At 34.5% G+C, this 19,904-nt stretch carries 17 protein-coding genes and 1 pseudogene; 8 read left to right on the top strand and 10 right to left on the bottom strand.

Annotated elements, in window-relative coordinates; genetic code table 11:
- Nucleotides 1-191: 191 nt before the first annotated feature.
- Nucleotides 192-1,478 carry a glycosyltransferase family protein gene (locus J7E44_RS14040; protein WP_214830925.1) on the bottom strand — a complete coding sequence of 429 codons (1,287 nt, stop codon included), beginning with the start codon at nucleotides 1,476-1,478 and terminating at the stop codon, nucleotides 192-194.
- Nucleotides 1,479-1,595: 117 nt separating this feature from the next.
- Between J7E44_RS14040 and J7E44_RS14035 the strand changes: the two genes are divergently transcribed.
- Nucleotides 1,596-3,095: a hypothetical protein gene (locus J7E44_RS14035; RefSeq protein ID WP_214830923.1), complete on the top strand. Its 1,500-nt coding sequence runs from the start codon at nucleotides 1,596-1,598 to the stop codon at nucleotides 3,093-3,095.
- Here the strand turns inward: J7E44_RS14035 and J7E44_RS14030 are convergent, their stop codons facing one another.
- The 3 genes from J7E44_RS14030 to J7E44_RS14020 form a co-directional block, all read right to left on the bottom strand.
- Complete coding sequence (locus tag J7E44_RS14030) at nucleotides 3,096-4,631, bottom strand: glycosyltransferase family protein (protein WP_214830914.1); 1,536 nt, start codon at nucleotides 4,629-4,631, stop codon at nucleotides 3,096-3,098.
- A gap of 338 nt (nucleotides 4,632-4,969) precedes the next feature.
- The gene (locus J7E44_RS14025; RefSeq protein ID WP_285439787.1) at nucleotides 4,970-5,602 is read right to left on the bottom strand and encodes a TetR/AcrR family transcriptional regulator; all 633 of its coding nucleotides are present in this window, start codon (nucleotides 5,600-5,602) and stop codon (nucleotides 4,970-4,972) included.
- Between the two features lie 133 nt (nucleotides 5,603-5,735).
- Nucleotides 5,736-6,032, bottom strand: coding sequence for a DUF1896 family protein (locus tag J7E44_RS14020; protein WP_214830910.1), 297 nt, complete (start codon nucleotides 6,030-6,032; stop codon nucleotides 5,736-5,738).
- A gap of 156 nt (nucleotides 6,033-6,188) precedes the next feature.
- Here J7E44_RS14020 and J7E44_RS14015 point away from each other — a divergent pair, with 156 nt between their 5' ends.
- Nucleotides 6,189-6,365: a BF3379 family histone-like protein gene (locus J7E44_RS14015; RefSeq protein WP_214830907.1), complete on the top strand. Its 177-nt coding sequence runs from the start codon at nucleotides 6,189-6,191 to the stop codon at nucleotides 6,363-6,365.
- A 60-nt stretch (nucleotides 6,366-6,425) separates the two neighbouring features.
- On the opposite strand, the gene J7E44_RS24260 is transcribed toward J7E44_RS14015, so the two are convergent.
- The 5 genes from J7E44_RS24260 to J7E44_RS13995 form a co-directional block, all read right to left on the bottom strand.
- The gene (locus tag J7E44_RS24260; protein ID WP_353050499.1) at nucleotides 6,426-6,824 is read right to left on the bottom strand and encodes a DNA adenine methylase; all 399 of its coding nucleotides are present in this window, start codon (nucleotides 6,822-6,824) and stop codon (nucleotides 6,426-6,428) included.
- 36 nt (nucleotides 6,825-6,860) lie between these two features.
- Nucleotides 6,861-7,235, bottom strand: coding sequence for a DNA adenine methylase (locus J7E44_RS23945; protein WP_251040577.1), 375 nt, complete (start codon nucleotides 7,233-7,235; stop codon nucleotides 6,861-6,863).
- Entirely contained in the window at nucleotides 7,235-9,322 is a 2,088-nt protein-coding gene (locus tag J7E44_RS14005) for a type IA DNA topoisomerase (protein WP_214830899.1), read from the bottom strand. Before J7E44_RS14005 ends, J7E44_RS23945 begins: the two co-directional genes overlap by 1 nt.
- Before the next feature lie 71 nt (nucleotides 9,323-9,393).
- A complete protein-coding gene (locus J7E44_RS14000) occupies nucleotides 9,394-10,905 on the bottom strand; it encodes a DUF3945 domain-containing protein (RefSeq protein WP_214830897.1) in 1,512 nt (503 codons plus the stop codon).
- A 74-nt stretch (nucleotides 10,906-10,979) separates the two neighbouring features.
- On the bottom strand, nucleotides 10,980-11,297 hold the full coding sequence (locus J7E44_RS13995) for a helix-turn-helix domain-containing protein (protein ID WP_214830895.1): 318 nt from the start codon (nucleotides 11,295-11,297) through the stop codon (nucleotides 10,980-10,982).
- A gap of 141 nt (nucleotides 11,298-11,438) precedes the next feature.
- Between J7E44_RS13995 and J7E44_RS13990 the strand changes: the two genes are divergently transcribed.
- Nucleotides 11,439-11,627, top strand: a complete 189-nt coding sequence (locus tag J7E44_RS13990) for a hypothetical protein (protein ID WP_214830893.1) — start codon at nucleotides 11,439-11,441, stop codon at nucleotides 11,625-11,627.
- A 214-nt stretch (nucleotides 11,628-11,841) separates the two neighbouring features.
- On the opposite strand, the gene J7E44_RS13985 is transcribed toward J7E44_RS13990, so the two are convergent.
- On the bottom strand, nucleotides 11,842-12,795 hold the full coding sequence (locus J7E44_RS13985) for an RteC domain-containing protein (protein WP_502757511.1): 954 nt from the start codon (nucleotides 12,793-12,795) through the stop codon (nucleotides 11,842-11,844).
- A 461-nt stretch (nucleotides 12,796-13,256) separates the two neighbouring features.
- Here J7E44_RS13985 and J7E44_RS13980 point away from each other — a divergent pair, with 461 nt between their 5' ends.
- The 5 genes and pseudogenes from J7E44_RS13980 to J7E44_RS13960 all read left to right on the top strand — a co-directional run bounded on the left by J7E44_RS13980 (nucleotide 13,257) and on the right by J7E44_RS13960 (nucleotide 19,316).
- Nucleotides 13,257-13,637: a hypothetical protein gene (locus tag J7E44_RS13980; protein WP_214830891.1), complete on the top strand. Its 381-nt coding sequence runs from the start codon at nucleotides 13,257-13,259 to the stop codon at nucleotides 13,635-13,637.
- 259 nt (nucleotides 13,638-13,896) lie between these two features.
- Complete coding sequence (locus J7E44_RS13975) at nucleotides 13,897-14,955, top strand: 3-oxoacyl-ACP synthase III family protein (RefSeq protein WP_214830889.1); 1,059 nt, start codon at nucleotides 13,897-13,899, stop codon at nucleotides 14,953-14,955.
- A 239-nt stretch (nucleotides 14,956-15,194) separates the two neighbouring features.
- Nucleotides 15,195-16,087: pseudogene (locus tag J7E44_RS13970) on the top strand (IS481 family transposase).
- Between the two features lie 1,098 nt (nucleotides 16,088-17,185).
- Nucleotides 17,186-18,667, top strand: coding sequence for a sensor histidine kinase (locus tag J7E44_RS13965; RefSeq protein WP_251040576.1), 1,482 nt, complete (start codon nucleotides 17,186-17,188; stop codon nucleotides 18,665-18,667).
- Nucleotides 18,660-19,316, top strand: a complete 657-nt coding sequence (locus J7E44_RS13960) for a response regulator transcription factor (protein WP_214830885.1) — start codon at nucleotides 18,660-18,662, stop codon at nucleotides 19,314-19,316. Before J7E44_RS13965 ends, J7E44_RS13960 begins: the two co-directional genes overlap by 8 nt.
- Nucleotides 19,317-19,904 lie beyond the last annotated feature (588 nt).

Here is a 19,904-nt window from a genome sequence, read left to right as displayed (position 1 = left end):
ACTAAAATCCAAATAATTAATATCTTTTTTTTGGATTAAAATATTCCTGGTTCTCAGCTTGTTGAAAAAAGAAGCCAGAAATTTTCATTGATTTTAGAAAATAAAAATTAGAAGCGATAATAATGTTTATCAGTATAATAACAAGGAGCAAAAAGTAACCAAATTTTATTTGTATCATATTCTGTTTATCATTAATTGAATTTATTAGGTTTTGCATAGTCTGATCTGCTTTTAATTTCGAGACGCATTTTTTCTTTTAAGGTAACCGCATCTTGCCAAACCCATATGTGGATACTTGTGTAAACTATAAAATAGAGACAGTAGGTGATTGACATTAAGATGTAACCAAGTTTTCGTTTATGTTGCTCTTTCTGAAATATGCGTGCAAATAAAACAGCAAAGAGCCAAAATAACCCAATAGATGCAATATATGCGTACCTATCCGCAACGATAGAGTATCTGGCCAATGAAATAAGGTTGCTTACCATGATGATATGAATCATAAAAAATGTCACTCCAAAAAGGATGTGCTTTTGAATCAAAATACGCCTTAAACAATACACAGTACATAGCATGCAAATTGGGAAAAGCCATATCCATATTGGCGGATTCACTTCAGATGAAAAAGGAAAAGGATATACATATGAAAGATTTACAGGAATCAGAATTTTTGTAAAATATTCAGATATGGTATAGAACGCTAATAGTATTCTATCAATCATCCCATAAGTATCATTTGCCAACAAGATTGAACGACCCTGTGATTGAAAAGAAGCCAACACAAAAATTGCAGAAAGTAATATCGGGGGCATTTTTTCCCACCACGTTGTGCTACTTTTAAAATTGCGTTTATAAATATAGTCTATAAGAATCATCGCTAGAGGAAGCGTCATTGCTTGTTCTTTCGCTGAAAATGAAAGAATGAAACATATTACCGTAAAATAATAATACTTTGCTTTATTGGTTTCTATGTATTTTGTATACCATATCAAGGAACAGAGATAGAAGAAAGCATAAATTAAAACTTTTGATGCAGCAATCCATGCAACAGACTCAAGATTAATTGGGGCAATTACAAATAATATTGTAGTAAAAAATGCAATAAGATGGCTATTACTTTCAGGTACTATACGTGTAGTAATTTTTCCAATAAAGAAGTAAACGAGCAAAGCATTGGCAGCATGCAAAAGAACACTACAGGCATGGAAATATGCTGGGTTATACCCGAAAAACTCATAAACAATTGAGTAGAATAGTTGATTCAATGGCGCATATTGACCATAATAGAATTCGGTAATTATTGCTTCTATGTTTTTTAGGGTTAGGCCACTCTCCGTATAGTTGTTGAGCACATAAATTTGATCATCCCATCCTATAAGAAAGCTAAATGTTACAACAGGCAGAAACAACAACGTGCTTGTAACTAAAATCACTATAATATGCTTACGCTGAATTGATTTTGTTGTAATACTTATCATACCAAGAGCTTATATATTTGCAAATATGTTAATTTTGAAAATATTTATACGTCTTTAGAACCTACAATGTCATTTATTTTTCGCTTTCTCTTGCTCATAAGAAAAAATTGGCCGCTTTTGGCAAGTTTGACGTTATTTGCATTTCTTCTTACCTCTTGGATTTATAGATTAGAGGAGCTTCCCGGTTTACATGCCGATGAAGCTTGGTTTGGCCTAGAAGCTACTATACCCTTGAATCAATCAACGAGTAAACTAACTGGGATGACGTACTACACTGGAATATTACAAGTCCTTGTTTCTAAGATTCAGTTTAGTCTAGGGGGGATAAGTGTATTTAATCTACGTTTAAGTGGGGTAATCTTTAATTTTTTTGGTGTGGTTGTGGTTTGGGCTCTTTTATATACAAGGCGATTAGCAGTTCAGGCTGTGATTTTCTTGTTGATAATTAGTCAGTCAGCACTATTTCTAACTTCTCCAAGGGTTGCCTGGGAAGTAAACACGTTTACCCTTTTATTTTCGTCACTACTACTGCTCTTTATCATCAAATTTGTTGAAAAGCACAGTACTCCCCGACTATTAATATTCTTAATTTTATTAATAAGCATCCTCGGATCTTACAATCATATTATTTATTCTGCCGTTCCACTGGCATTAATGTTAAGCTGCGGTTTTTACTTCTCATTTACACGTAAGACCATTTATTTTAAGTTGTTAATTATATTAGCGGTGGCTCTTGGGAATATTGGTTTGCAGCTTTTATATTTTAAATTTGGGCAATCATTTTGGTCGCCCCATCCATTGGTTTACACAATCCTAATCATTTTTGTATTGTTAGTACAAGCACAAGTCATATACTTATTAAAGATACCAACTTCCTTTTTACTCGCGTTCAAACCCAATAAAAGAATAATTTTCTACATATATCTAATCGCTCTCATCCCGTTTTTTATATTTCATGGAAAAGCATTTTTTGAAATTTTAACAGGTTATAAAATCTATATGCAATACTACTCGCTTGAAAGTGAGCAATGGATGAGGTTACTGTCTTGTGCTCTGTCTATAATGCTTATTGTATATTTAGTCTTCCAATTACGCAATCAAATTTCAAACGAAAATACGCAACTATTTACATTGTTTCTGCTGAGCTTTATGGTTGTTTTCAGTTTTTATACCACCACGAATTCGTATCGTTATTATTTGCAACTATATCTAATTATTTCGCTTTACATTGCTGTCATTGTACCCGCAGTAAAGAATTTAAACTGGACAAAAGTGTTCATTTCAAGCCTTGTTATTTCGTTAGGCGGTTCAATATATACACAGCTAAAAGTATTCGATAGTGATCGGCATGATAAAGCCATGTACTTCAATATTGGGAATAACCAATCCGAAACCTCTGCTCACTTTTTGACAAAAAAACCACTGATTAATTTTTTAAAAAGACATCAGGTTGACTCCCTAATACTCCTGAATATAGAGCCCTATTTTCTTAATACACCCATTGATTTTTATAAGCAAGCGTCACCTTGGTCTACTGACCCCCGAAACAAGGCTGTAATCATGTTTCAAACCACGGATAGTAGTAAGGACGGTATTTTGTACTTTATTGCGAAATAATTAGGGTACTTTTTGATAAATATACGTCTGTTGGCTTTTCAACTTCGGGTTATAAAAATTATATAAAAACATAGTGAAATCAGGGATGCTCTGATATACTTTTTTTAGGCCTAAACTTTTCAAGTACAATAATTCCTTTGGCCCGGCAATCTCATTTGCGTTCAAGATTAGCAAAACTTTCCTGCCATCGGAAGCAGGTCTACTAATAACTTCTTTATGATATATGTTGACAGCTTGGTCAATTTTTTTATATTCTTTAATACTGTAATAGCTGGTTTGCAAAAAATCATAGTCAATAAATGGATAGGCGGAGCCCACTAACCTAATTTGAATTTTATTTTTGTCATAATGCTTGTGAATGTACGCAGCCACCGAAAATCTACCACCTGATGCACTGGTAGAACTAATTGCATACAAGCCGAAAATATTTATTATTGCGAAGAATAGAATTCCAACTTTCCACCAAATAAGGCATATTTTGTGACTCACTCTTTTTCTTAACCAAGCCATTGTCTTCTGCAATCCTAAAACTAAAATCAAAGGACATAAATTTATAAGAGGAAATAAGAAACGTAGTTCTTTATGTGGTATTATTGAATGAGCAATCAAAAACGGCACACACATCCAAACGAGTATATTTTTAGGATAGTAAATCAATACTATTACAAATGAAATTAATATAACTGCCCCAAATAAGCCAGGCGCTTGTAGAATGTAGATAATGTATTGATAAAAAGGTTCTGTTCCAAAATTGCTTGCTACCCCTTTAAGAATATTCACGTCAAAATAGCGTAATGCAGAAATAGTCCAGGCCCCATAGAGCCAATAATCGATGAGCACACCGAGGATAAACACCAAAGCTATTCCAAATATCAGATTCAGGACATTTTTAAGCATCGCTTTTCTTACCAATAAAAGCCAAGGCACCATTCCTAAAATAACCAAAAGTGACTGAAAGCGGAATAAGATTGAAAAACCAAGAACAATTCCAGTTAATATAGTTAGTTTAGTATTCCTGCAAATGTTTGATTTGTCCAAGAGCACCAAGGAATAAACAAGCATTAAACCTGAGAGGTTTTCAGATGAAAATCTGATATTAATGTATGGCAAAAACCACAGCAAATACGACGCAGCTATATAAATAGCTTTCCATGAAGGAGTAACATATTTTTTATAAACAGCAATAAAACTGCTGATTATAAAAACAGATAATATGGCAGTCAAAGCTCTAAGGATAAAAATCAAAGTGTAACCATCAGCTATACCGATTGATTTCACTGTTTTAAATATAACATAGCAGATGAGCGGCTGACAGCCAGGTCTAACCATTGCCTTAAACTCCCATGCAAGCCCGTTGTATGAAACTACCCCAAGTTTATAATTAGCAAATTCTATTATCTGATAGTGTTCATCCTCCTGTAAATAGCCTAAACTTTTATAAGCGCAGAAAAGATAAAATCCAATTACGGACGACAATAAAAGTGCATTTTTTAGCTTTTTATTCTGATCTGAAAATATTTGTGATGGAATTATCAAAATGATCTAACTAAGTTAAGTTCTGAAACTAGTTATTTGAAATGAATTTCGAAAGAACCTGTCGATAATTTCGAATATGGAATTATACTTGTAATCGGAATCCATAATAAATTTCTTCATGATCGAATTTGACAGAAAGCAAATTTTAAACCGTAAGAGTGTTAGTTTATTTAAACATAAAATCCTTGGCTAGTGCCAAGGATCAATAACTAATAACCATGATCATTTAAATGAGATCAACAGCAAATATACAAAAAGTATGTATCGAAGACAAAAGGAATCCAATGGGATATAAAAGATCTAAATTGAATCTATCAAATTGATCATTTAAAATCTATCTACGAATACGCCCAATCTATGATTTGTTTAAGGGTTTTCTTTATTTCAGCTGCGCCTTCCAATGTATTAATATCAATGCCGCACATCGTTTCGCCACTCATTTTGGCCTGCAGTATAAGATAGTAAATACCACTAACAAGAATTCCTTCTATAGCTCTGAGATTTTTGTCTTTATCTTTAAAATGCTCATCCGTGATTTTGCTAAAGAATTCCTCACCAAATATTTCTCGCTCCTTATTTAATTCCCTAAGTGGCTTCAAATCCTCACTCAGACCCCAATGAATAATCTTTCGCATCTCCTCGTTAGCCATTAAGCCATCAAACTGCTTCTCCAAAAGTGCGTAGGCTGTTTGCTGACCAAAATCTTTTTTACTCTCTTCAATAATTTCGTTGAGCTGATCCAGGTTTACCTGCCAATAGTCCCTCTTGTTCAAGTATTCTTTAACCAGGTTCTCCATTGTGCCAAAATACTCATAGATCAATTTCCGGTTAACATCTGCTTTTTTAGCTACATTGCTAACATTTAACCCCATAAATCCCTCTTTTTTTAAGATGCTGCCTACCGAGCTTAACAGCTTCAATTTAGTTCGCTCTTTATCCCTAACAGGCCCACTTGGGGTTTTTCTGGTCATCATTAAACAATTTATAGAGGCAATTTGCCATTTTTCCCTTGCTATTCAAAGATTTTCAACTTTTTATTGCACTAATTTTTCTACAAATTATAATATGTTCCGTATTTCAGTGAAAGCGGAATGGAGCGGCAGTTTAATTGCGGAATGCGGGGGTCTCATCTGCCATGATCGTATAAAACTCATTGCATACTACCTTGAAAACAATATCAAATTTGGAAAAATGTAGATTTTCAAATAAAATATATTCGGCGATTTCATTGCATTGTTCAATGCGGTTACCGGCCATGAAAGCCCCTTCATAAGCATTGAGTGCAAACTGATAGCGACGTCTAATAAAAATTACATCCCCAGATAATTCAGGGAAACTGATCCTTAGTAATTCTTGTAATCTCAACGTGAAGTACGAGAGGTCTTTTGCTGCTAAATTCATATCATATTTTTGTGGATTCGGAAGTTAATCCACGTATAAAGAAGGGTGCAGCTTTTGGAACCAAAAGTCTTTAACTGGCCTTTTTTGGCACTCTTTTTCAACGTAATTAAAAATTAAAGTCTATTTTTACATCTCAATTTTTTAAAAGAAAAGATCATGAAAGAACTTATCGAAAAGATCAATGCAGAGTTTGAATCGTTTACAACAGATGCTGGACTTCAAGTTGAAAAAGGAAACAAAGCGGCAGGTACAAGAGCCCGTAAATCAGCTTTGGAGCTAAGTAAATTATTCAAAGACTTCAGAAAAGTTTCTGTTTCAGAAGCTAAAAAGTAAAAATAAACTCCTGAATTAATTCAGGAGTTTATTATCGATTATCGGGCATATTGAATATTTCTATCCTTTATAGCCAGAATCATTCAAATTATAGGTGCCTGTAAGGACTTCAATTTTTCTTTTCCCCTTCACACCCAAGCCGGCAGAGACACTCACTTTTTTTTCAAGATGTTTACTGAACCATCCGTTTTTCTTAGTATAGTAGTTCAGTAAGTCACTGGGATAGCTACTTAATAAAAACTTTCCTTGCATCACTTCCAATGTTTCTAAAAGAGCCTTAAAATCGTCCTGGGTATATCCATCATAATGCCCGCAATTAGAGTTGTAGTAGGGCGGATCACAATAATGAAATGCTTTAACATGATCCCGGAGTACCCGTAATGCATCTGTACACTCTATTTGAACAGATTGAAGTCGTATTGCATAATCATCTGTAAAATTGTCTCTTTTTTTTAAGATTTTAACAGCAGTGGTGGTGGTTGTCTTATCGTATCCCTATCCACCATTGAGTTTGCCACTAAATGATTGAGAAGCCAATATCCAAACTGCCCATGCACGTTTGATCCTACTAAACATATGCGGATTATTATAAATGACCATAGCATCATTATACAGCGATCTGCTGTGAAGACTGATCCGTATTATCTTTTCAAGGCTAACAAATTCGTTTTGTACCATTTCGTAAAAATTGATCAGTTCCCTGTTGGTATCATTGATTATCTCTAATTTGGAAGGTGCTTTGGCCCAAAATAATGCACCACCCCCAACAAACGGCTCTACGTAGGTCTCATGGATAGGAATAAGTGGAAGAAGAATTGGAACAAGCAATTGTTTTCCACCATAATAAGTAAGCGGTGTCTTGATGCCCATTATTTCTTTTTTCTTGGTTTAGAGTTCACAAATTCAAAAGAGGTTTCTGCATTTTCTTTCAAGACAATTAATGCATCGAACTTATTGCCGTTTTTACTTTTCATGCCCTTAATCAACGATGTTTTACCTTTACTCAATAAGCTCTCTATATCTGTTATGCTCAATTGGACTCCACAGATATTACGAAACTGAACCCAACGGCATCTCTCATCAGGACATTTCACAATCTTATCCCGGATGATTAATGGCTGCTTTTTGCATTTAGGACAGGCGAGTTCAGGAAGATTTTCCTGAGCTATAGCAGTTTCGAGTAATTCCCTGGTAATACTAACTGAATAGCCCTCCATCTTTTTCTGAAAAGCTCCGGAATCAGCTTCACCATTTTCAATCTTTTGCAGCGCCAATTCCCACTCAGCTGTCATCGCTGCATCAGCAATCTTTTTATCTTTTACCAGGTCATAAACCTGCATGCCTTTTTGAGTTGGGATGATTGATTTATTTTCTCTTCTAATATAATCCCTGCTGAATAAGGTTTCAATGATCGATGCTCTAGTGGCCGGTGTTCCTATTCCTATATTGCGCAAAATTTTTCGTTCTTCTTCGTTCTCCATCTCCCTGCCGGCATTCTCCATAGCAGATAATAATCCCGCTTCTGTATATAAAACAGGGGGCGCTGTCTTTTTTTCCAAAACTTGCGAACTCTTTATCTTTATTTCTTCACCAACGGTCAGTATAGGAAGATCTTGCACGGGTTCACTGTCATCTTCTGTAAAGCTCCCTCTGACGGCACGCCAGCCTGGTTCCAAAATTTTACAGTTTCTGATGCTAAAATAACAATGTAAAACTTCCAGCTGTATGTCTGATATTTCTTTTATGCAAGAACCAGACAAAGCTTCCACTAAACGAAGGGCAATTATATCATAAACCGACCTTTCTTTTGGGGATAAGGAAGAAGGAATTTTTTCAGTGATGAGTAAACCGTGATGATCTGTCACTTTCAAATCATTAACAATCCGCTTATTAAAGCGACCCCAATGCAATTTTGAAACCGCATCTTTATAAAAATCGTTGTTATCCAAAGCCCTGACCAGATTAGGAATTTCCAGCCATAAGTCTTCAGGGATATATTTGCTTCCTGTGCGCGGATATGTAATGAATTTGTTTTCATATAGGCTTTGTGCAATATTTAAGGTCTCCTCAGCCGAAAGATTCAACTTTTTGTTGGCTTCTTTCTGTAGTCCTGTCAGATCAAATAATAGAGGAGGCTGCTCAGAAATAGTTTTACTGTCTACTGCTGTTACAAGTGCCAAACCATTTCGTTCAATTGCCCGCAGTACCTCACCTGCTTTTTTCCTGTCGTCCCACCTGTTGTTGGATAGGCTTTTAAATTGGATAAGATCTTTCCGATGTTCGAGTTCAATCTGCCAATACTGTTTTATATTAAAATTTTTGTTTTCATGGTACCTTTTACAGATAAGCGCTAAGGTTGGGGTCTGCACTCTTCCCAGCGAGTAGATACCGTTTCCTGCGGCAATACTGAGTGCTTGAGATGCATTGATTCCTACCAACCAATCGGCACGGCTCCTGCCTTTGGCCGCCTCGTACAGTCCGTCGAAATCTCTCCCTGGCTTAAGGCTGTCAAGCCCCTGTTTAATAGCTTTTTCCGTCAAGGAACTAATCCACAGTCGCTCGAATGGCTTTTTACTGTTCAGGTATTCATATATATAACGAAAAATTAATTCTCCCTCACGTCCGGCATCAGTGGCAACTATAATACTTTCGCACCGGTTTATAACCTGCTCTATTACTTTTAACTGTTTTAAAGCACCTGTATCGGGGATATATTTTTTATCCTTTTTCACTTTTCGCACCGTTAATACAAATGGATCAGGCAATAGGGGTAGAGCTTCCTTCTGAAATCCGGAAATTCCATAATCTTCAGGCATACCAAGTCCTACCAAGTGTCCCAATGCCCAGGTCACCTCATATCCATTACCTGTCAGAAATCCAACTTTTTTTTCATAAGCTCCCAAAAGAGCAGCAATCTCTCTTGCTACGCTTGGCTTCTCTGCTATTACTGCTTTCATATTTTTTCTTCTTTATATTGGTTGATCATAAAAAATGCCTGCATGCAGGCATTCTCTTATACTGGAAAGGATTATATTTTTCTGCCTTTGAATTTCGCAGGCGGTTTAGTGTTTTTCTTCTTCTTCTGCTGCTTATTCTCTGGGGTTGTATGCGCTGAAGTTAGGGGCTCATTGCTAGGTTTGGTTGACTCCTTAGTTTTTCCATCAGAATTGAGAGCCACCTGAGCCTTGTTTTCCTCTTTGGGTTGTATCTTATCTTTTATTACGTCGGGATTTTTAAAATCGAAATGAGTCATGCCAGTTTCTTTATTGAAAGAGATGTAACCCTGATATTCTTTTCCTTTTTTATTAACAAGACCATCCACGTAGACGGTTTGACCGTCTTTAAATTTTTGATATTGTTCATCATTAAGCCTCTTGTCTCTAAAAACCGTAGGCGCTTCTTGTTCACCCGTTTGCGCTGCACTCTGAATTGATTTATTAGTTTCATCATGCGTCTGTTTGTAAGTTTCGCTTCTGTCAAAGAGGAATTCTACATAACGTTTGTCAGCACTGAACTGCATATCAGCACTAAATGGTTTTCCTTTCGTAGAAATCATTCCATCTAAATGAAGTGGTTTACCTTCCATAAGGAGTTGTTTTTGATGTTCATCAAGTTTGACGCCTTTAATCTCATCAGGCACCTTGATCTTTTCCGCTCTATACGCAATGAGTTCTTTGGTCAAGTGATCAACACTGATTATGGAAGGCACCACCTCGCCTGTTTTAGCATAAGTGAGGTCTACAATACGACCCATATTTCCGGTTTTAAGCAGATTATCCTTGTCTTCCCTTGTAAAGTCATGTCCAAAGAATGAAAATTGAAGATTAGGTTCTTTGCGTACGCCATGAATCGCCATAACAACTTTTCCTTCATTATTTTGCTGTAGTGATAACCTTGCATCCAGCCGGGCGATTGCCGTTCCTAAATTTAGGCTGATCGGAACCACGTCATTAGTTTTATAGCCTTTTAACAAAGGGTCCAGGATCTTCATCTTTTCAAGTTTCTCTTGGCTCAATCCAAGATTGGACATCGTTTCCCAGTCAATGTCTTCCACTTTATACCGGTATTCATCTGTTGCCGGAGTTGCCACAGTTGTTGCTGTTTGTGTATTTTCCATTGTATTTTGATTTTGTGATACGTTTTCGGGTTGCTCTTGATGTTCCAGCTTTTCCGTCTGTTGATCAGCTGTCACTTTATATTTTGACAAGATTGCCTCGCCTTCGGAAGTTGGTTGAGCAATAGCTTTCTCAATTTCAAAAGCGACCTTGTCAGCAGAAATTGCAGGAACTTTGAAGAATGAAAAATTTGGATTTTTAAGCTGACTTATGAAATTGGTGAAGAAGTTGGAAAAAATATCACCATTCTTATCCACCTTCATAAACTGGTTTTTATTTTTCTTATTGGGAGAAACCGTTTCCAGTTCTCCATTTTCTCCAATTCCTTTTACCGCCTCAAGCTTCTTGGTTTCTTTACTAAGAACCAATAAAATATCTGATAGCTGGTCAGGAGTTTCTTGTGTAGTCTGTTGTGATTCGCTCATGATATGTGATTTTATATTTGCTACCAAAACTATAAGCCGTACGAACCACTTACCCTAATTGTCTTTTAGAGGCCCTACTTGTCTCTCTTTGTCTTTGATAACCTCTCCACAGAACTAGAAAAGCTACTCCTGATAAACTGCTGAACGTCAGAAAGTTTATAATAGAGTTTTCCGCTGATGGTAAAATAAGGTAGTTGACCGGAGGAACGGTATCGTTGTAGAGAACGGGTGCTGATCTTTAGCTTTTGTAATACCTCCTGATTGTCCAGCAGCTCTTCACCATCTATCGCATTCAATTGTTTATTACTAGAGCTGAGCTGGTCACCAAGAACATCGAAACGTTCCATAATCCGCTTCATCCAGAAATTAAATTCCATTTTATCGATTTCCATAGTGCTGTCAGGTTAAGAGGTTATTTTATTTTTTAGTCTTTTGGAACACTGTACTTGCTTTGGCCACCATCCCTTTGCATATCGATCACAACTTTGAAGGTGATCCGCGCACAACTTATCTTTAACCACCGCCCCGATAGTATGATAGCAACACCTCATGGAGGAAAGTTTCTTTATATAGATAGATATCTCCTTGATCCTGTCACCGAACTGCTGGCTGACCTGGCTTTGAATCGTGATGATTTTCATTGTACAGTTTTTATGGTTACAGTACAAAATTGGAAAACCTGTGTGGGATCAGCAGCCAAGGTCCTGCCAATGGAAAAATAAGATTTTTTAAATTTCACTAAGTGTCGGATAAAATGCTCAAATCCTGCACTTTATATTTTTTGAGCGAAAATTATTTAAAAAGGGAAGATTTTTGCCAATTGGCTGGCATGGGCGGAGAACAGAAAGTTGGAAAACTGGCGATCACGCAGCGAAGAGTACCTACCTTTATACGGCGTTATAAAGGTTATAAATGATTGCCGGTAAAGATTTTTTATTATAGATCCTTATCCATATACTTCTCCATCGAAACTTTAAGGTGATCAAGAAAGGTGGTTCTGCTTCCACTACGTACTTTCATCCTGTGATAGGCATGGTGAATATCACCAAGGTTTATCCTGAAAAGTACCTGAAATACAACGCTTATTTTTCGGATACTTACTCTACCTCCAGAAATGCTGCTTGCTGCATATAATGCGTATATGAGCTCTATCAGTGCATTTTTAGAATCCGTCCAATAAAAATCTTTATCATTAGTTTGTGCCTCCAAGTGATCAGGAGTGATCTTGGACAATAAATAAGCGTACATCAGCTCATTGGCTATAATTCGTGATACTTTATAGTCATAATAAGTTGAGAAAAGCGGATCTATTTCAAACACATAGCTGTTTAAACCACCGTTGAAATTAATCTTTCCAAGTTCAAAGTATTCGTGATCCAAGTCTGTTCTACCTGATCGATAATATCGAAAAAAATCAGAATTACAAATATGTTCCTTGTATTCCTGCTTTAGCTGCTGCAATTCACCACCATAATACTTATGTTGCATTTTTCCGCTTGAAACAGGACACGAAGTCTCGACCCGGTAAAGCTTATTATAGTAGATGAGCTTTCCTAATATCTGTGGCTTAATTTTTCTGAAAAATTCGATTTCCTCAGAACGGTTCGTAAATCCATTAGACAATACATGCTCTTTCATTTGGTAGAGCAGTTCCCGGAGAAACATCGTCATGCGGTAAGATTCATCAATGACGTGTGTGCTGTCATAGCTGATTCTCTGCTCTTGTTGAGAGATGCTCAAAAGCGCATCCCTGTAAATTCGTTGTGACATGGTAATTAGTTTAAGTGAATAATCAATATTCCCTAAGAGGGTTAGATCAATCAACTTAAGTATTTTAATTTTATTTCTCACCAATGAGAAATAATACCAGGCAACGATTCCATTCAACATAACATTAACTTGTTTGTTTCTACAAGAAATCTCCTTGGTACAAATCTTCCTTTAATTTACAGGCGGCTTCTTACAAGTAAAAGCATCCAAGCCGAATTAACTTTACAATCGCCTGATTTACTTCATGTTATTTGCCTAGTTGTTTTCGCTCCGGAAAATTATCAATGTCGTTTTTTGTTTGGCCGCAGGTTAATAAGTTATAGGGGCGGTGATTACAAATTCCGATATAACACATTAATAAAATCAATCGAAATTCAAGTAATATTTATGCGATACAATTTAATTTTATGGTTAATATTTCATTTAAATGTGAAAATTAGGCGCATTTACTTATTACAAGAATATTCCCAGAGTATAAATAAACTGTTTCATCTTTAAATCAAAACAATGATAGAAGGAGCTATTGAAGGCTCCCAATTATATATAAAAAACTATTTACTAACCATTAAAATTATTTAGTCATGAGTTATCCATTAACACCAAATGGTGTAAAACTAAAACAAACAGAATTATTTCAGCTGTCGGACGACCAACTACAGGATGTCGCTGTTGAAATGTCAACGGATTTAAAATCCTGGGTTCTAGCTAACTTTCAAGTTACCCAAGAACAGCAGGATTACTATGAAGCAATGGACGAGGGGTACAGGCTAATTTTGGGCTGGCAGGCTGCAACAACTATCCTCAACAGGAATTATTTTGAATTTGGTGATGTTCCAACCACGTTTACAGCTGAGCAAAAAAAAGCAAGAACAACTACATTAGAATTTAATGGCAATGCATCTTATTCTCCTGGTACTGGATGGCAGGGGTCAGCAAGTGTATCTTTAAAGTTTACCCTTTAAAATTCATTAGCGTGGCTCACAAAAATTCTCAAAAAATCGGTTAAGTATTAAAAAATGGGCTTAACCGATTTTTTAATAACATTTTACAGAAACACAATAATCCCAAAGAACTCAATACAGGCTTATCACCGAGGAAAACACATTGCTTCAGTGTATTATCAGAAATATCGCCAAATGAACAATTGATACTCTAGTTATTTATAGACTTGGTATTTTTTTTGAATAGAAAATCAAAACCAACTATTTAAATTAGAATCAGATGACAAGTAAAATTATTGGAGTAGGAAGCTGTATTCCATCAGAGGTAATTAACAATTTATATTTTCAAAGCCATGATTTTTTTGATGAAAGTGGTCTTAAACTTGATCAGGATAATGTTGAAATTGTTCGAAAGCTCACTGAAATTACAGGAATCGAAGAAAGACGATATGCACATAAAACATTAGTTACATCAGACCTTGGTGTGGTAGCCGCTAGATTAGCAATTGAAAATTCGAAAATTGACCCAGAAACTTTAGATTATATAATATTTGCTCATAATTTTGGTGACGTCCCATATGGTAATATTCAGTCTGATGCAGTTCCCAGTTTAGCTTCACGGGTTAAGCATCAACTCAGGATTAAAAACAATTACTGTGTAGCTTACGATGTATTATTTGGCTGTCCGGGCTGGATCGAAGGATTCATACAGGCCAATGCATTTATTAGATCCGGTATAGCGAAAAACTGTCTTGTCATAGGTGCAGAAACCTTATCACGTGTAGTAGACATCCATGATAGAGATAGCATGATTTATGCAGATGGCGCAGGTGCTGTAGTTATTACAATTACAAAAGATGATATAGGCGTTAAATCTCACCTTTCAGCTTCTCATACTTTAAATGAGAAAGACTTTCTTTATTTTGGAACATCATACAATTCCGAAACTTTGTCGGATACAAAATTTATTAAAATGAACGGCCGGAAAATATATGAGTTTGCTCTTTCACAAGTACCACAGGCGATGAAGAAATGCTTTGACGAAAGCGGATATAAAATAAACCAACTTAGTAAAATCATTATCCATCAGGCTAATGAAAAAATGGATCAGGAAATTGTCAAACGCTTTTACAAATTATATGACTTACCGGTTCCTACAGATATTATGCCGATGTCAATCAATAAGCTGGGTAACAGCAGTGTTGCTACGATACCGACACTTCTCTCAATGATTTTAAATAACGAGCTTCAAACCCACCATATCCAAGAAAACGATATTGTATTATTTGCATCAGTTGGCGCAGGCATGAATATAAATGCCCTAGTGTATAAATTTTAGTCGCTTAATCATATGCTTCGGAAAAATGGTCTTTTGCTCTTTCATTTATCAAAGGTGGTCAGATCCTCTTTTTGGTGCGTAACGTAAAATCAGTTTTCCGGTTCCCTAAAAAATTAAACAAAATTTAAAATTGGTCAGTGGCGATTCCTTCTGATGTGAATACGCCACCCCTTCGTAGACTAATTTAGTAGAAAACTAATATAGTATTACGAATATGGAAAAGACAAAAGACAAAAGAAATAACAAATTATTTAAATTATCTAAAAAAAGTTCAAGTATTAAAATATGCAAAAGAACGAGGTAAAAATAAAGAAGCGTATGAATTTTTCGGTATAAAAAAGAGTACCTTTTATAAGTGGAAAAAAGAATATGAAAAACAGGGTGAAAAAGGTTTATTAAGAAAAAAGCCCATAGCGTATAACTTTCCAAATCAAATAAAGCCTGAAGTTGTTGAAAAAGTATTAGAGCTTCGCAAAGAACATAAATTAGGTACTTGGAGAATAAAATGGTACTTAGAGCGCTACCATGATATCATCATTTCAGAATCTAGTGTTTATAGAATTTTAAAAAGAAATAAAGTAGAACGATTAGATAGAAAAACAACTCGGCGCGCTATGCATAGCATTAGATACGAAAAACAGGTTCCTGGACACCATGTTCAAGTAGATGTTAAGTTTCTAATTTTCACAAATGAAGGTGGAATAAAGATAAAAAGGTATCAATATACAGCAATCGATGATGCAACACGCATCAGGACTTTAAAAATATACGAGAAACATACGCAAGAAAGTTCCATTGATTTTATAAACTGTGTTGTCGAAAAATTTCCTTTCAGAATTAACACCATACAAACAGATAATGGACATCAATTTCAATCTAAGTTTCATTACATGTACAGGATTTAGGTATAAAACATCGATTTATAAAAGTCGGAACGCCTCAATTAAATGGTAAAGTTGAACATTCGCACTTAACAGATAAAAAAGAATTTTATCAACTTTTAAGTTATACCGACAACGGAGATTTGAATCAAAAATTACAGCAATGGGAAAATTTTTATAATTTCAATAGGCCACATGGATCTTTTAAAGGAAAAACGCCTTATGAAATAGTAAAAGCTAAACTAAAATAATTATCTTTAAAGTCGACAAAGCGATGAAGTACGACACCAGAAAACACTTTGTCAACAGGGCTTCCTGCAACGTTGTTGAGCCGTCGTCCAGATTTAAAAGCAGCAGTATATTCTGTAATCAGTTTAAATGCTAAAACAGGTTTGGCAAAAACTGCGATGTATCCTAGCTTTAGCCTTAGTCCCCCAAATTGGGGTCAATTCTAACAAAATAAGTATCTTGTTTGATCTACCGGGTTCTATAACAAAAACGTTGGCTGCCAATCTCGCAATGCCACTTTTATAGAAAAAACAGCTTAAAAACCACTTACGAAACTGCAATGATTGAACAGGAGAAAACAGCGATTAATTTTAAACAGTCCCTTTTGACAGCCGTTTCCGAAGTTTCTGATGCGATGGCAAAGTCTAAAGGTGCAGACGAAAGATTATCTCTTCTATCTGAGCATACCATCATTTTAGAGAAGGGTGTAAACGATGCTCTAAAATTGTACAAAATGGAATGGCAACCTATCTCGAAGTTATTACGGCGCAAAACAATAAACTACAAAATGAATTGGAACCTAATAATGTAACATTGGAATAGCTAAATGCTGAAGTTGAACTTTACAGAGCACTAGGTGGGGGAATTAATTAATACAAGAAAGTCATTTTTTAATAATCAAATTAACCTTGTAAAGGAAAGTTTATATCAAACACTTGTAAATCTGCACAATTTTATTCTGTATTATAACAAGATAAAAATACTTTAACTTTACTTATTAAATGACATTCATCAATTATTGAATTTTTGATAATTATATTATTTTATTTAAAATTAATAACAAACAGACTTAAGTAACGGCGAAATTAATTTAGCTGATAATTGATATGGTATATAAATTTTTAAATTTTAAGTTGAGAAAAGTTGTTCATTACTCATTGATCATATGTATTTTATTAATACAGGTAATTATAGCAATCTTTTTTTATAACGAATTTGTTAATGAGAAGAAACTAAAATTTGTTGAAAATCAATTACAGGAAAGCAGAATTTTGGGAGAACTAACTAATAATTCAAGAAATGATTTCATAGATGCACAGAGCCATTTTCAAAAATATATAATGAGCCAGAATCCAGGGGATCTGCAATTATACTTTCAATCGCTTAGAAAACTTGAAAATAACTTTGATAAAATAAGTAAATATGAAAAGACAAGCCAAAAATTGAAAAATAGTTTAGCGCAGCAAAAGAAAGATACTCTGAAGGTGACAAAACTGAAAACATTATTGGATTCTGTATATCAATCTTCTCTGAACACATCTGCCAAAATCAAGAATAAAGAATATGAGCCGGAAAAGTATAAGAATAACTTTGATAATTTAAATATACAAACCCATACCTATACGGATACAATAAAAAAGAAAGGTTTTATAGGGCGTATAAAAGATGCGGTAACAGGTAATGTTAATGTTCAAAAAGAAAGTACAGTAGTTACCTTAACCAATAATAAGAGGGTAGCTCTTTCTAAAGTAAAATCTGAAATGAATAATGCAATGAAGTCGATGGATAAGCATTATGCAGCCGAAGTAAAAAAAGTCCAGTTATATGCCGCTCAAAAACAGCAGGAAAATATGCAGTTTTATACTAATTTTAGTAAATTATTGATTTACAGTAACGATCTTATCGATGTCTACGAAAATGCAATTAAAGATTTTAAATCAGAATTAGAAAAAGAATATAACAAACAAAGCTCAGACAATAATAAAATTAGAAAATACTTGGTATTTGGCCTCATGATTTTAATGTTTATTGTATCGATTTTGATCATGTATTTCACAAGGGTTGCTTTTATATACGAACGGAAACTTAATGCAGCGAATGAGAAAATTAAAAAGAATCTTACCTTCAAAAACAGGATATTGGGAATGTTGAGTCATGATCTAAGATCTCCTTTGAAGATTATCAATATTTTTATTGATAAGATCCACCGAACGACAGAAAATGAGATGATTAAAGATTACCTTAAATCTATAAAGTTTACCAATAGTACTTTACTTATACAATCTAATCAAATTTTAGAGTACACAAAAAACCAAGAAACTGACAAAAAACTCATAAAGTCAGTCTTTAATCTTAAAGAGGAAATCAATTCTATAGTAAAGATAATTACTCCGTATGTAGAAACAAGAAATAATAAATTTGTCGTAACGGATAGTATACCTGAGAATTTGGTGGTATATTCAGATAACATAAGAATTAATCAGATATTTATGAATATTCTGGGAAATGCCAACAAGTTTACAGAAAACGGACAGATTGGTCTTACAATGGCAACAGAACCAATAGGTGAAAACCAAATTTCTCTCATAACCATAGTAAGCGATACAGGAATAGGAATATCAGAATCTGACGTGGCAAAAATTTTTGAACCTTACTATCAAGGGATGGTATCTGATGAAGTTGATAATCTTGGAGCAGGTTTAGGATTAAGCTTATGCAAGGAAATTGTAGATTTATTTGATGGCGATATATCTGTCACAAGTAAGTTAAATGAAGGAACAAAAATAAAATTCAGGCTAAATTTAAATATTAATAATGATTGAATTACCAAATGAGAATAAAGAGATTAGATTTCTTTTAGCAGATGACCATAGTATTGTAAGGCAGGGAATTGAAATCATTATCGACGAGATTGTTCCAAATGCAATAATTTATCATACCTCATCGGTACGAAAGATCTTGGAAATTGTGGAATCAAAGGAGGTTGATATTGCTATCATTGATGCTCATTTTCCTGATGGAAATAGCTTACATGTCTTATCTGAAATAAAAAAGGCAAATCCCAATATTAAAATTCTAATCTTCACAGGACTTGAAGAAGATTTACATGTGCTCAAGTTTATCAAAGCAGGCGCTGATGGGTATCTTAGTAAATTAAGTGAAGAGGAAGAAGTAAGAGAAGCTCTTTTACACTTTATACAGAAAGGGGAGTATTTTTCTGATCTTTCCCGAAACTTATTAGTACAGTTTGTTTACAATCCAAATTTAATTAATCCTCTAACTAGCTTGACTAAAAGAGAATTAGAAATTGCAGAAATGTATACCGAAGGGCTTGGTAACCTGGAAATTGCAAATCACCTGGGTATTAAGCAAAATACAGTAAGCACGATTAAAAAAAATATATTTAATAAACTAAAAATAGAAAATCTTGTTGAGCTGATTGACCTTATCAACACACATCATAAAATATAGAATTTCTAAAGTCTATATCTCACTTCTTTATTGTTTAAATACCCATATCGATAAATATCTATGCTTTTATCGATGACTATCGATACGATTTGTAAATCATTTCATGCTGTAATGTTGTTACTTTGCAGCAATAAAAAAATTAAAAATGCTTTTTTTAATAAAACACAAATGATGAAAAATTATATAGAAGTGTATTCATAACCTATATAACCCACTTCTTGACAGTCTATTAAAAAACACAATTAATATAAGAGATAAATTATAATGTCCTTATGCTTTACTTCTTTATTTCCCTTGTCCGGAAAGCAAAGAAAATCGTTATCCATATGAATAGAAATCTGCTTTTCATTTTAAAGAATTCGGTAATTCTGATACCATATAATCAATGACTTTAAGTGCGGAATCTTGTTTTCGCCTAAGAATTTGTAGTAATTTGTTCGCACTTGCAAATTTTAAGCTTATAATTTAACAGAAGAGCAAGATAAGTAAATTTAGGGGCGAGTCAAATATCATTAAGTTCCGAAATTCTACTCTTTTAACTTAATTTAACTTGTTGACTACGCCGACCCTGCATATAACTATTTGATA

The organism is Chryseobacterium sp. ISL-6 (assembly GCF_018613715.1).
GTDB lineage: Bacteria > Bacteroidota > Bacteroidia > Flavobacteriales > Weeksellaceae > Chryseobacterium > Chryseobacterium paludis.
This window is presented reverse-complemented; position numbering and strand designations above follow the sequence as displayed.